The organism is Donghicola tyrosinivorans (genome assembly GCF_003003355.1).
In the GTDB taxonomy this organism is placed as follows: domain Bacteria; phylum Pseudomonadota; class Alphaproteobacteria; order Rhodobacterales; family Rhodobacteraceae; genus Donghicola; species Donghicola tyrosinivorans.
In genome coordinates this window covers 242,798-256,656 of record NZ_PVTQ01000003.1, presented here as the reverse complement: position 1 = coordinate 256,656, position 13,859 = coordinate 242,798, and the positions used below count along the sequence as shown (strand labels likewise).

The 13,859-nt window shown below is 59.4% G+C and carries 11 protein-coding genes and 1 tRNA gene; 6 read left to right on the top strand and 6 right to left on the bottom strand.

The features are described from left to right. Positions 1 to 41 precede the first annotated feature (41 nt). The 4 genes from mtgA to CLV74_RS05995 form a co-directional block, all read right to left on the bottom strand. Positions 42 to 776, bottom strand: coding sequence for a monofunctional biosynthetic peptidoglycan transglycosylase (gene mtgA, locus CLV74_RS06010; protein WP_106263329.1), 735 nt, complete (start codon positions 774 to 776; stop codon positions 42 to 44). A 31-nt stretch (positions 777 to 807) separates the two neighbouring features. Then, a complete protein-coding gene (locus tag CLV74_RS06005) occupies positions 808 to 1,734 on the bottom strand; it encodes a Hint domain-containing protein (protein ID WP_106263328.1) in 927 nt (308 codons plus the stop codon). 274 nt (positions 1,735 to 2,008) lie between these two features. Further along, positions 2,009 to 6,541: a glutamate synthase large subunit gene (gene gltB, locus CLV74_RS06000; RefSeq protein WP_106263327.1), complete on the bottom strand. Its 4,533-nt coding sequence runs from the start codon at positions 6,539 to 6,541 to the stop codon at positions 2,009 to 2,011. Between the two features lie 120 nt (positions 6,542 to 6,661). After that, positions 6,662 to 8,095 carry an NAD(P)-dependent oxidoreductase gene (locus tag CLV74_RS05995; protein WP_106263326.1) on the bottom strand — a complete coding sequence of 478 codons (1,434 nt, stop codon included), beginning with the start codon at positions 8,093 to 8,095 and terminating at the stop codon, positions 6,662 to 6,664. Between the two features lie 229 nt (positions 8,096 to 8,324). Between CLV74_RS05995 and CLV74_RS05990 the strand changes: the two genes are divergently transcribed. Beyond that, the gene (locus tag CLV74_RS05990) at positions 8,325 to 9,131 is read left to right on the top strand and encodes an undecaprenyl-diphosphate phosphatase (protein WP_106263325.1); all 807 of its coding nucleotides are present in this window, start codon (positions 8,325 to 8,327) and stop codon (positions 9,129 to 9,131) included. Here CLV74_RS05990 and CLV74_RS05985 read toward each other — a convergent pair. Next, a complete protein-coding gene (locus CLV74_RS05985; protein ID WP_106263324.1) occupies positions 9,128 to 9,694 on the bottom strand; it encodes a manganese efflux pump MntP in 567 nt (188 codons plus the stop codon). The two genes, CLV74_RS05990 and CLV74_RS05985, sit on opposite strands and share 4 nt — an antisense overlap. A 321-nt stretch (positions 9,695 to 10,015) precedes the next feature. Next, the gene (locus CLV74_RS05980) at positions 10,016 to 10,993 is read right to left on the bottom strand and encodes a complex I NDUFA9 subunit family protein (RefSeq protein ID WP_106263323.1); all 978 of its coding nucleotides are present in this window, start codon (positions 10,991 to 10,993) and stop codon (positions 10,016 to 10,018) included. A 169-nt stretch (positions 10,994 to 11,162) separates the two neighbouring features. On the opposite strand from CLV74_RS05980, the gene CLV74_RS05975 reads away from it, so the two are divergent. The 5 genes from CLV74_RS05975 to lptB all read left to right on the top strand — a co-directional run bounded on the left by CLV74_RS05975 (position 11,163) and on the right by lptB (position 13,803). Then, positions 11,163 to 11,249, top strand: a tRNA-Leu gene (locus CLV74_RS05975). A 29-nt stretch (positions 11,250 to 11,278) separates the two neighbouring features. After that, positions 11,279 to 11,890 (top strand): ribonuclease D, encoded by a 612-nt coding sequence (locus CLV74_RS05970; RefSeq protein ID WP_106263322.1) that lies wholly within the window; start codon positions 11,279 to 11,281, stop codon positions 11,888 to 11,890. Between the two features lie 24 nt (positions 11,891 to 11,914). Next, positions 11,915 to 12,541 carry an LPS export ABC transporter periplasmic protein LptC gene (gene lptC, locus CLV74_RS05965; protein ID WP_106263321.1) on the top strand — a complete coding sequence of 209 codons (627 nt, stop codon included), beginning with the start codon at positions 11,915 to 11,917 and terminating at the stop codon, positions 12,539 to 12,541. Beyond that, complete coding sequence (locus CLV74_RS05960) at positions 12,542 to 13,045, top strand: LptA/OstA family protein (protein WP_106263320.1); 504 nt, start codon at positions 12,542 to 12,544, stop codon at positions 13,043 to 13,045. Further along, positions 13,045 to 13,803, top strand: a complete 759-nt coding sequence (gene lptB, locus CLV74_RS05955; RefSeq protein ID WP_106263319.1) for an LPS export ABC transporter ATP-binding protein — start codon at positions 13,045 to 13,047, stop codon at positions 13,801 to 13,803. Before CLV74_RS05960 ends, lptB begins: the two co-directional genes overlap by 1 nt. Positions 13,804 to 13,859 lie beyond the last annotated feature (56 nt).

Below are 13,859 nucleotides of genomic sequence, written 5' to 3'. Positions count from 1 at the left end.
TAAGGGGGCCAGACCATCAATGCCTGTCCCGCAGGGGGTTTTCAATCCTCGAAACAGGCCGCACGCCCGTCACGGGCAATGGTCGCGGCCCCATCGGCGATCTGTGTCGCACGCCGAGAGACGAATTTCGACGGGTTAGCCGCATCCCGATCCTTCGGGTCAGGCAATAGCGCCGCCAGCAGCGCCGCTTCCCGTGCTGTCAATGCCTCGGGCGAGGTACCAAAGTAGTTCCGCGCCGCCGCATCAACGCCAAAGACGCCTTCATCGAACTCGGCCACATTCAGATAGACCTCCAGAATGCGCCGTTTGCTCCACGCCGCTTCGACCAGAGGGGTCAACAGCGCCTCCAGCGCCTTGCGGGGCCAACTGCGCCCTTGCCAGAGGTAGACATTCTTTACCACCTGCTGCGTCAGGGTCGAGGCGCCGCGGTTCCCGCCGTCCTCGATGGCGCTACGGATCGCGCCCATGTCAAAGCCCCAGTGCTTGCAGAAATTGGCATCCTCAGCCGCCACGACCGAGCGCGCCATCACAGGGGCAATCTGTTCCATTGGGGTCCAGGCACGGTCAACGCTGCCCAAACGCATGGATTCCGCGATGATATAGGGGCCACGGGGCGGGTTGATATAGGCCGGCAGGATCACCGCCAGCGCCAACAGCCCGATCACACCGAACAGGCCATACCGCAGCCAGCCGCGCAAACGGTCGCGGAAACTGCGCGATGCGGCCTTGCCTTTAGACTTACGCCCTGTGGTCTTTTTCTTTGTGCTCTTTGCCATACCTGCCAGTAAGCCCGCCCATACGCAGGGGTCAAGCCATCAGCGCGGTCGCCTCATAGCGTTTCACATTGGGACGAGCCAGAACACAGGCGCTGGCCATCTGCTCGACCTCGGGGAAAAGGGCTGCCAACTCGCGCTGGACCTCTTCCATGCCATCGGCCATCACGCCACCGGCAAAGAAGCTTTCGGTCGGCGCATCCTCGGCAAAGACAATCTCATGGCGATCGAACATCAGGTGGATGTAGGTCACATGCGGCTGCGGAGACAGCGTCACATCGCGCCCGTTCACCAGATGTTTGGCGGCCACCAGAACCTCGGGCTCGCCAATCAGCAACTCGGCCCGCCAGTCGGACAGCATAAAGCGGTGCTGCTGGCTGACCAGCATATCGGCGCTGTTGCCCAAGGCCCCTGCCCGCACCAGAACCGGCGCAAAGGCGCCATGGCCCCGCACTGTGGTGTTCCCGATCCAGCGAACGGGCTGCAAACCATTGTCCAGCGTCCAGACCAGATCACCGATGCGGATGTCCTCAACGGGTTGCGGCCCGCTTTCGGTGTCGATCATCACGCCGGGGGTGAAACAGGGCGGCCCCATCTGGGGCAGGTCCACCTTGGTCGAGGACGGCTCATAGAAAGGTGCAGAAAGAAAGGTCGCTGGCTGCAACACAGTCCCGTCTGTCGGGGTAAACACCGCATAGCGTCCCCCCGCCCCGTTCGAGACATAGAACGTCACGCCAGTGATCGTCTTCACTTCCCCGTCAGGGAATTCTGCAACGATCTGGTCACCAGGATACACCGCCAGAATGCGCGATCCGTCGAACGAATCATAACGACCCGCTTCGATCTGATAGTTGTTGTTTCCGTCAGTATAACTGCGGACTTGCGGGATCAGCGATGTGCCCGACGCCGGTGGGTTGGCGGGGTCCATATAGTAAAACTGATCCGAATATGTGGTGGGCATCTTGCTGTGCCTCTGTACTGCTCGCTCGGATATATTTTTTATTATTTTGTATTGTTAACTATTCTTACGAACGTAGATTCGCGCAAACCTAAAATGCGCAAAAATCCATCAGGATGGGCGACTATTGCAAATCGGCAATAGTTAACTTGCGTTTACACCATGGAATGCCGCCCACCGTTCCCCACTCACTCCTTCCGCACGCACTGGCAACCGGACAAAGAAAAACCCCGCCAAGTTTCCTTGGCGGGGTCAGTCATGTCAGATCCGTCTGGCCTTATTCGGCGGGGATCGCCTCTTTGCCTTCGGGGGCCAGCGGGTAGGTCAGCTTGTCCAGCATCTCTTTCGGGCAGACCTGAACAAAGTGCTGCAGGTTCTCGTCCCAGTGCTGCAGGATCTCTTCTGCCTTACGCGACTTGGTCTCGGTATAGTGACGCTCGACCAGACCCTTCAGCTGCTCGACCCAATGGGGGTGCGAGGGCGTGCAGGTCACAAGCGTTTCCATGTTCATCCAACGGCTGGTTTCTCCTTCGGGGTCCCACAGATAGGCCATACCGCCGGTCATACCCGCGCCAAAGTTGGCACCGATGGTCCCGAGGATAACCGCCACACCGCCAGTCATGTATTCACAGCCGTTCGAACCACAGCCTTCGATCACCACTTTCGCACCCGAGTTACGGACAGCGAAACGCTCGCCTGCGCGGCCAGCTGCGAACAGGTAGCCGTCGGTCGCACCGTAAAGAACGGTGTTACCGATGATGGTGTTGTCGGCAGCAACCAGCGGGCTTTCCATCGGCGGACGGACCACAACGGTACCACCCGACAGGCCTTTGCCCACGTAGTCGTTCGCATCGCCCGACACTTCGATCTTCAGACCGGGGGCCGCGAAGGCACCCAGAGACTGGCCAGCCGAACCGCGCAGTTTCACGGTCAGGTGGTCAGGCTGCAGGCTGTTGCGCATGCCAAAGTTCTGCACGATGTGGCTCGAGGTGCGGGTACCGACCGTACGGTGCGTGTTCTGCACCGCATAGCTCAGCTGCATCTTCTCGCCATCCTTCAGGAAGCGCGCGGCGTCCTTCACGATTTCCGCGTCCAGAGTATCCGGCACAACGTTGCGCGGACGGCTGCGGTCGTATTCGATCGCTTCCGAACCATCCACAGTGATCAGCAGCGGGTTCAGGTCCAGATCGTCCAGATGCGCAGCACCACGGCTGACCTGGCTCAGCAGGTCGGCACGACCGATGACGTCATCCATCGAACGGGCACCGATGCTTGCCAGAATCTCGCGAACTTCCTGTGCGTAGAAGGTGATCAGGTTGACCACTTTGTCCGCGTTGCCGGTGAACTTGGCACGCAGGCTTTCGTCCTGCGTACATACGCCCACGGGGCAGGTGTTCGACTGGCACTGACGCACCATGATACAGCCCATCGCGATCAGGGCGGCGGTGCCGATGCCGTATTCCTCGGCACCCATCATCGCTGCCATGACGATGTCACGACCGGTCCGCAGACCACCGTCGGTCCGCAGGGTGACGCGCGAACGCAGGTGGTTCATCGCCAGAACCTGATGCGCTTCGGTCAGACCCATTTCCCACGGCAGACCCGCGTATTTGATCGAGGTCGCAGGCGACGCACCAGTACCACCGTTGTGGCCCGAGATCAGGATCACGTCCGCTTTCGCCTTCGCCACACCCGCGGCGATGGTGCCAACACCGGACGAGGCAACCAGCTTCACGGTGACCTTACAACGCGGGTTGATCTGCTTGAGGTCGTAGATCAGCTGCGCAAGGTCCTCGATCGAGTAGATGTCGTGGTGCGGCGGCGGCGAAATCAGGGTCACACCCTTGGTCGAGTGGCGCAGACGGGCGATCAGGTCGGTGACCTTCATGCCGGGCAGCTGACCACCTTCACCGGGCTTCGCGCCCTGTGCGACTTTGATCTCCAGTTCTTCACACTGGTTCAGGTATTCGGCGGTGACACCGAAACGGCCCGAAGCCACCTGTTTGATCTTGGCCGACGGGTTGTCGCCGTTGGGCTCGGGGTGGAAGTGTGCGGGATCTTCGCCGCCTTCACCCGAATCCGACTTGGCGCCGATACGGTTCATCGCCACGTTCAGGGTCTTGTGCGCCTCGGGCGACAGTGCGCCCAGCGACATACCCGGCGTTACGAAACGCTTACGGATCGAGGTGATCGATTCCACCTCTTCCAGCGGGATCGCTTTGCCCAGCGCCTTGATGTCCAAGAGGTCACGCAGATGGATCGGCGGGTTCGCCTTCATCAGGGACGAATACTGCTTCCACAGTTCATACGAACCACGGTCACAAGCGGACTGCAGCAGGTGCATGTTGTTTGCACCCCACGCGTGGGTCTCGCCCGAACGGCGCGCCTTGTAGAAACCACCGATCGGCAGCACGTCGCGGTTCGCTTTGAAACCGGCTGCGTGTACTTCTTCGGCTTTCTTCTGGATACCGCTGACACCGATACCGCTGATACGGCTCATCAGACCGGGGAAGTATTCGGCACACATGGCGCGCGACAGACCCACGGCTTCAAAGTTCAGACCGCCACGGTAGGACGAGATCACCGAGATACCCATCTTCGCCATGATCTTCAGCAGACCCTGGTCGATAGCGTCACGGTAGCGGCTGATGTTCTCGGTCAGGCTGCCTTCCAGCAGACCACGCTCGATACGATCTGCCAGCGAATCTTCGGCCAGATAGGGGTTCACAGTGGTCGCACCACAGCCGATCAGAACGGCGAAATAGTGGGGGTCCACACATTCGGCCGAACGGATGTTCAGGCTGCAGAAGGTCCGCAGGCCCTTACGGGTCAGGTGGCTGTGCACCGCGCTGGTCGCCAGAATCATCGGCATCGCGACCTTTTCTGCATTCTGCAGATGGTCGGTCAGAACGATGTGACCGGCGCCCGAACGCACCGCATCCTCGGCTTCAGCGCGGATACGCGACAGTTCAGTGCGCAGGTCGGCACCGGGCATGAAGGTACAGTCGATCTCGATCAGCTCGGCATTGAAGTGCTTTTTGACTTCTTCCAGCTGCGCGTTGCCCACAAAGGGGCTGTCCAGCACGAGGATCTCGGTCTGGCTGCCGCTTTCGTCCAGCACGTTCTTCAGGTTGCCGAAACGGGTCTTCAGCGACATCACGCGGAATTCGCGGAGGCTGTCGATCGGCGGGTTGGTCACCTGGCTGAAGTTCTGACGGAAGTAATGGCTTAGCGGACGGTACTTGGCCGACAGAACTGCCGACGGCGTATCGTCACCCATCGAAGCCAGTGCCTCTTTGCCATCCTCTGCCATCGGGGCAAGGATCTGCTCTAGTTCTTCCATGCTATAGCCGGCAGCGATCTGACGCTTGCGCAGCTCGGCACCGGTGAACAGGGCCTTCTCCTGAATGTCGCCCAGCGCTTCATCCAGTTCATTGATCTTGCCGACCCAATCGCCAAAGGGCTGGCTGGCAGCCAGCGTGTCTTTGATCTCGGTGTCGTGGAACAGCTTGCCGGTCTTCATGTCCACGGCCAGCAGCTGACCCGGACCCAGAGCGCCTTTTTCCACAACGGTCGCTTCGTTGGTGGGAACCATGCCCGCTTCCGAACCCGCGATCAGCAGGCCGTCGCCGGTCACGACATAGCGCATGGGGCGCAGACCGTTACGGTCCAGACCCGCGCAGACCCAGCGGCCGTCGGTCATCGCCAGTGCGGCGGGGCCATCCCAGGGCTCCATCACGGCGTTGCAGTAGGCGTACATGTCGCGCCATGCGTCGGGCAGTTCTACCGCCTGCTTGGACCACGACTCGGGCACCAGCATGGTTTTCGCCATGGGCGCGTTACGGCCTGCACGCACCAGAACCTCGAACACCGCGTCCAGCGCCGCCGAGTCCGACGCACCGGTTGCGATGATCGGCTTGATGTCTTCGGCCATGTCACCAAAGGTCGCCGAGGCCATGCGGATCTCATGGCTCTTCATCCAGTTGGTGTTGCCTTTGATGGTGTTGATTTCACCGTTATGCGCCAGCATGCGGAACGGCTGAGCCAACCACCACTGCGGGAAGGTGTTGGTCGAATAGCGCTGGTGATAGATCGCGAACGCCGATTCAAAACGCTCGTCCATCAGGTCGGGGTAGAACACCGCAACCTGCTCGGCCAGCATCATGCCTTTATAGATGATCGAGCGGCACGACAGCGACGCGATGTACAGACCGTTGATCTGTGCAGCAGCCGCGGCTTTCTCGATGCGGCGACGGATCACGTACAGTTCGCGCTCGAAGGTTTCTTCGTCCACGCCCTTCGCGTTCGAGATCAGGATCTGCTCGATCTCGGGACGGGTCGCGTTCGCCTTGTCACCCAGACAGGTCACATCGACGGGTACGTGACGCCAGCCATAGATGCTGTGACCCATGCGCAGAACTTCGGTTTCCACGATGGTCCGGCAGGTTTCCTGAGCGCCAAAGTCGGTGCGCGGCAGGAACACCTGACCAACTGCCAGCAGTTCGTCTTTCTTCGGCTCGTGGCCGGTGCGACGGATTTGCTCGTAGTAGAACGGAACGGGGATCTGAACGTGGATACCTGCGCCGTCACCGGTTTTGCCGTCTGCGTCCACAGCACCACGGTGCCAGATCGCCTTCAGCGCGGTGATACCGGCCTCGACCACTTTACGGCTGGGTTTGCCGTCGATGCTGACAACCAGACCGACGCCGCACGAGGAATGCTCCTCGGCGTCACGGTACAGGCTGTTCTCGTCCATCCACTTGCGCTTTTCTTCTTCGGCGCGGACCCAGTTTTCATCAAACTTTTGCATGTTTTAACCCTTCCTTCGCTGGTGGGTCAGGGCTGTTGCCCTAATCAATTCTCACTGGCTGCGGCGGGCAGGCGAACGTCATGACGTTTGCCATACCCTTACCATACGTGGGCCAGACCCTTATTCGGCGGCCACTGCTGCCTTGGCGTTGAACTTTTCCAGGATCGCTGCGGCGGTGTCGCGGCCATCACGGATCGCCCAAACCACCAGCGATGCACCGCGTACGATGTCGCCAACGGCATAGACGCCATCAAGGCTGGTCTCGCCCGAACCAAAGTTCGCTTTCACGGTGCCCCAACGGGTCACTTCCAGACCGTCGGTGCCCCACAGCTTGGGCAGATCTTCAGGTTCAAAGCCCAGCGCCTTGATGACCAGCTCTGCGGGCTCATCAAAGTCGGCACCTTCGATCACTTCGGGGCTTTGACGGCCCGAGGCATCGGGGGCACCCAGACGCATCTGCTGAACTTTCACGCTGCTGACGCTGTCACCGGCAAAGCCTTTGGGGGCCGCCAGCCAGACAAACTCTGCGCCTTCCTCTTCGGCGTTCTGCACTTCGCGCTGCGAGCCGGGCATGTTGGCACGGTCACGGCGATACAGACATTTGACCGAGGTCGCGCCCTGACGGATCGCGGTACGCACGCAGTCCATCGCAGTGTCACCACCGCCGATAACCACAACGTTCTTACCTTCAGCGTTCAGAGTGCCGTCGATCAGTTCCGCCACTTCGTCACCGAAAGAGGCTTTGTTCGACGCGGTCAGATAGTCGATCGCGCGGACAATACCCTTGGCGCCAGCGCCGGGGCCTTGCAGATCGCGGGTCTTGTAAACACCGGTTGCGATGATCACAGCGTCATGCTGCGCACGGATTTCCTCAAACGACAGGTCTTCGCCCACGTTGCAGTTCAGAACGAAACGCACGCCGCCATCTTCCAGCAGCTTGTTGCGACGCATGACCACGTCTTTCTCTAGCTTGAAGCCGGGGATGCCGTAGGTCAGCAGGCCGCCTGCGCGGTCGTAGCGGTCATAGATGGTGACTTGAACACCAGCGCGGCGCAGCATGTCTGCCGCGGCCAGACCGCCGGGGCCAGCACCGATGATGCCTACGCTCTCAGTCCGCTCTGCCGCGGGAACGATCGGCTGAACCCAGCCTTTTTCCCATGCGGTGTCGGTGATGTACTTTTCCACCGCGCCAATGGTCACAGTGCCATGGCCCGACTGTTCGATCACACAGTTACCTTCGCACAGACGGTCCTGCGGGCAGATACGGCCACAGATCTCGGGGAAGGTGTTGGTGCTCTGGCTGATGGCATACGCCTCTTCCAGACGACCGGTAGCGGTCATGTTCAGCCAGTCAGGGATGTTGTTGTGCAGCGGGCAGTGGTTCTGACAGTACGGAACACCGCACTGGCTACAACGGCTTGCTTGCTCTGCCGCTTTCTCACGAGCGAACTCTGCATAAATCTCATCGAAGTCCTGCTTGCGGTCTTCTGCAGTACGCTTGATCGGCATGTCGCGCTCAACGCGCACGAACTTGAGCATGGGTTGCTTCGCCATGTTGGGCAGCTCCCTGGTTGTTACGGGGTTTGCAGGCTGCTTAAACCAAAGGGAAATGAATGAAAAGTCATAAGTGCTGACCTAAATTCAGATTTACCCCCTCTGCGATGCGGAATTTTGCGCATTTTAGCGAAACTATAGGTCCGATCCGGACCCATCAAATGGGATCGCCTTGGGAATCAATGCACTGTAGGGTCGCGCCGATAGTTAAGCATATTGCGAGCGCAACATGACCCTGTTTCACCTTTTCCTTGTCGCGGTCATCCAAGGGATCACCGAATTTTTGCCCATTTCTTCATCAGGACACCTGATTCTGCTTCCAGCACTGACTGGCATGGAAGACCAAGGACAGGTGATCGATGTTTCCGTCCACGTCGGCACCCTTCTGGCCGTTGTGATCTATTTCTGGGCAGACGTGAAAATCGGCCTGCTTGGCCTGCCAAACGCCCTACGGGGCCGGATCACCAATCAAGGCGACCGTCTGGCACTTGGTCTGATCATCGGCACCATCCCTGTTGTGATCATCGGCCTGATCCTGAACGTCACCGGCCTTGATGAGGCCATGCGCTCGGTCGCGGTGATCGGCTGGACCATGCTGATCTTTGGCATCGTTCTATATTGGGCTGACCAGAAAGGCCCCGTGGAAAAGGACGAAACCGACTGGACCCCCATGGAGGCGCTGAAGATGGGCCTCTGGCAAGCGGTCGCCCTGATTCCCGGCACTTCACGGTCAGGGATCACCATCACCGGCGCACGTTTCATGGGGTATAACCGTCACGACGCGGCCAAGCTGTCTATGCTGATGTCCATCCCGACCATCATGGCCTCGGGCCTGCTGCTGGGGATCAAGGTTGCTGGACAAGCGAACAACGCCGCCGTCATCCACGACGCCGCCATCGCCGCCGCGCTGGCATTCGTGTCGGCCCTGTTGGCGCTGACCATCATGATGCGCCTGCTGCGCAGCGTCAGCTTTACGCCCTATGTGATCTACCGCATTGTCTTTGGCGTTTGCCTACTGGCCTACGCCTACCTTTAAGACGCGATCATCCCTAGGTGCTGCAACAGGATTGCGGCACCCATAACCATCAGCGCCGCGCCGCCAATCCCTTCGGCGCAGCGCCCGAAGGACCGCCCCAGATAGCGTCCCGCCAGAATGCCAGAGGCGCTCATGATCATGGTCGTCAGACCAATCGCAGCAGCAATCACAAAGATATTCGCCTCAACAAAGGCCAGCGACACGCCCACCGCCATCGCATCGATCGAAGTTCCGACAGCCGTCGCCACCAGCCCCCAAAGGCCCTGCTCTTTCGGGGCCTCATCAGCCTGCCGCGCCAAAGCGTGCAACGCCATCCTCAGACCGACCGCCGTCAGCAAACCAAAGGCGATCCAGTGATCGACGGCTGCCACATAGCTGCTAGCCGCCGCACCCGCCGCCCAACCGATCAGCGGCGTGATCGCCTCAACCAGACCAAAGATGGCACCGGTCTGTAGGGCACGGCGATAGCTAACCCCTTGCCCGCCCGCCCCTTTGCCAAGGGAAGCTATAAACGCATCAACAGACATAGAGACGGCAAGAATGCCGATCGAAACAGGAGACATGACAATCCCTCAGGGCCTGGATCCGGGCGATGGACGGACCCCGCCCGCAGGAATCCCACCGCCACGGTCTTGCAAAGCCACTCAGGCCGGACGCACCACACGATAACCATCGCGAGTCTGTTGACGCGCCCCCACGCCCCTTGCGGGACGGGATGCTACTCCCCGATGGGGCTCAGATAAGCTTTGCCCGAGAAATTACAAAAAAAAATAACAAGTTAAGACTGCGCCTCATTCGCAATCCAAAGTGCGGATCGTAGTCACAAAAGAAAGACGCCCCTCCGAACCGGAGAGGCGTTTTTAAAAATCCGAGGCGGAAAGCTATCAGCCGCGCAGGTTCTTGGCCGAGGCCTTGATCGCGTCGTACTGGCCCGAGGGACGGAACTTCCACAGGTACTGGGGCAGAACTGCGCCCATGTTGGTGGGCTCGATCCCGAAGGCGTCAAAGCCCTTGGCACCTTCCGACACCACATTGTCCGCCTTCAGGTTCTTGACTTGATCACGAGTCAGAATGCCGTTGTGGAACAGACCCAGCGTAATCGCCTGCGCAAAGTCCAGCGCCGCGCCCATGATGCTGGCCGCAAAGAAGGGAACGTTCAGCACCAGTTTACGACGGTGAATAACGTCCAGCATCTGGTTCATCAGTTCTTCGAACGAACGGACATCGGGGCCGCCCAGTTCATAGATGCCACCGGCAACCTGACCGTTGACGCCCTGAACCGCTGCCGCAGCAACATCATCCACATAAACCGGCTGGAAGCGGGTCTTGGCACCGACCACGGGCAGAACCGGACCGATCATGCCGGCAAAACGGTTAAAGAACTCATCCTCATTCCCGAAGATGATCGAGGGACGCAGGATCACAGCATTGGCGATGTGCGACAGAACCGCCTCTTCACCTGCTGCTTTGGTCTGTGCGTATTCGCTGTCGCTGTCCGCATCCGCACCAAGCGCCGAGATATGGACCAGATTGGCGATGCCTTCGGCGGCGCTCAGACGGGCGATCCGCTCTGCGCCATCAGCTTGTACGGCCTCAAAGCTGTTCTTGCCCGCTTCGCTCAGAACGCCGACGCAGTTCACAACCGCATCCGCACCGTTCAGAACCGCGGCAACCGACGCGTCATCGCGAATGTTGCAGAAGACCGGCTCGACCTGACCGACGACACCGTAGGTGCGCACAAAGCCCGCCTCATTGGGGCGACGCACGGCCACGCGCACGCGGCATCCCTGCTGAGCCAACCGACGCGCAATATAGCGTCCTACGAATCCAGATCCGCCAAAAATCGTGACGAGCTGTGCCATGGGTCTGCCTCCGGCCTATGCTGTATTGTGGACCTTACTAGCGCCGCAGGAACTGTGGAACAAGCGCTATAAGACGCGGCCAAAAAGCCCGTGTGAAGTTTTTTCAAAATTTTCATTTTTTCGCGTTGACACCCCCAGCGGCCAGCCGTAGATAGCCCCCACGACACCTGCCCAGGTGGCGGAATTGGTAGACGCGCTAGCTTCAGGTGCTAGTGTCCGTATGGACGTGGAGGTTCGAGTCCTCTCCTGGGCACCATTTCCTCCAATATATATATTGGAGCTGAAATGACAAACTTTCTGTACAATCAAGATCTACCCGCCGACCTAGACCTAGGGAACGCAGTCGCTATTGACTGTGAAACCATGGGCTTAGTGCCCGGTCGCGATCGGCTGTGCGTTGTGCAGTTGTCGGCTGGCGACGGAAACGCCCACCTTGTCCAGATCGCCAAAGACCAGACCGAAGCCCCCAACCTGTGCCGCCTCTTGCGCGACCCCAAGGTGCTAAAGCTGTTCCATTATGGGCGATTCGATATTGCGGCGATGTACAAGACATTTGGTGCGCTGGCCCAGCCTGTTTACTGCACCAAAATCGCCAGCAAACTGGTTCGCACCTATACGGATCGCCACGGTCTGCGGAACCTGCTGCAAGATTTGCTGCAAACCGACATCTCGAAACACCAGCAATCCAGCGACTGGGGCGCCCCCGAACTGACCAAGGCGCAGATCGACTACGCGGCCTCGGACGTGCTGCATCTTCACAAGCTGAAGATCGAACTGGACCGGATGCTGGAACGGGAAGGTCGCACAGAAATCGCGCAGAAGTGCTTTGAATTCCTGCCCACCCGTGCGCAACTGGATCTTGGGGGATGGCCCGAGATCGATATCTTTTCGCACTAACGGAACTGGGACTTACGGTTTTCAATGGCTGATAAACAGCGAAACACCTACTCGGTTGTGATCAGCTGGGTAAAGATCGTCCTGCCATTGGTGGCGGTGCTTCTTTTGTCTTCGATCTTTCTTCTGTCGCGTCGGATCGATCCCGAAGGCGCGATTCCCTACGCCGAAGATGACATTATCCAGATGATCCGCGAACAGCGGCTCAGCAAACCCGACTATCAGGGCAAGACCCGTGATGGCGGCGTGCTTTCGGTCTCGGCCGAGGCGGCGCGCCCGTCGGGCGATGGCACGGATGAAGGGACCGCCGATGACGTTGTCGCGCGTCTGACAAGACCCGACGGCACGATTATCGATCTGGTTTCCGACTTTGGCGATCTGAGCAATACCAAGCTGATCACCTTTACCGGTCAGGTACAGATGAACACTTCGGACGGGTATGAGATCACCTCGGACAAGGTGATTTCCTCAATGGAAAAGACCGATGTGGTCAGCCCCGGCCCCATCACGGGGACCGGCCCCTTTGGGCGTATTGATGCCGGTAACATGCATATGACCATCCCCGAGGGTCAGGACGAAATGATCACGGTTTTCGAAAACGGCGTCCACCTGATATATAGCCGAACAGACGACAAATCCGAGGAGCAGAACTAAATGATTCGCCTACTGTGTGCTGTGATGCTCCTGTCCCCAGTGCCCGCATTGTCGCAGGGCATGTCCACATCGTTCGGCGCGAAGGATCAGGACACCAACGCCCCGATCGAAGTGACGGCAGAGCGTCTGGAAGTGAATGACAACAGCCGCGTCGCCGTCTTCACCGGCGAAGTGGTAGTGACGCAGGACCAAACCGTCCTGCACGCACCCCGCGTTGAGGTCACCTATGTGGAGGACAACCCCGACACCGTCGAAGTCGAAGACGGGATCGAACGCGTCTTCGCCTCGGGCGGTGTGCGCATGTTCTCGGGCGATGATGCCGCCGAAGGGCAGACCGCAGATTACGTTTTAAGTTCGGAAATCGTGGTCATGAAGGGGGATGCTCTGATAAGGCAGGGGCGCAACGTGGTGACCGGCGAAACCGCAGACATCAATCTGGCGCAGAACACTGCCCTGATGCGCGGCCGCGTCCGGACCATCATCAACCCTGGTGAAAGCAAGTAATGGCAAGTCCCGAGCTGTCAGTATCGCAAGGTGAAGCGGGCCTTCAGGTCACCAACCTTCGCAAGTCCTACCGCAAGCGCGTGGTGATCCGCGATGTCAGCATGTCGCTGCATCGGGGCGAAGTCGTTGCGCTGCTGGGACCGAACGGTTCGGGTAAAACCACCTGTTTTTATGCCATTGCCGGTCTTGTGACCCCCGAAGGCGGCCGTGTGACCATTGACGGGTCCGAGGCAACCCGCCTGCCCATGTACCGCCGCGCCAAACTGGGCATCGGCTATCTACCGCAGGAAATGTCGATTTTTCGCGGGCTGTCGGTCGAAGACAACATCGCGGCGATTCTCGAAATCACCGTGAATGACCCCCACACCCGCCGCGAACGTCTGGAAGAACTGCTCAGCGATTTTTCGATCGAGCATCTGCGACGCGCCCCCGCGCTGGCCCTGTCGGGCGGTGAACGTCGCCGCGTCGAGATTGCCCGCTGTCTGGCTGCTGATCCAAAGTACCTTCTGCTGGACGAACCTTTCGCCGGCGTTGACCCGATTTCGGTCGGGGATATCCGCGCTTTGGTGCATGATCTCAAGAAACGGGGCATCGGTGTCCTGATCACCGACCACAATGTCCGCGAGACCCTAGAGATTGTTGATCGCGCCTATATTCTTCATGACGGCAAGGTGTTGATGTCCGGCACGCCGGAACAAGTCGTGCAGGATGAAAACGTGCGCCGCGTCTATCTGGGCAAAGACTTCCGCATCGGCTGACCTCTGCAAAAGAGTATTACCTGTCGCAGAAATCATTGACAGTCCCCCCGACTCTG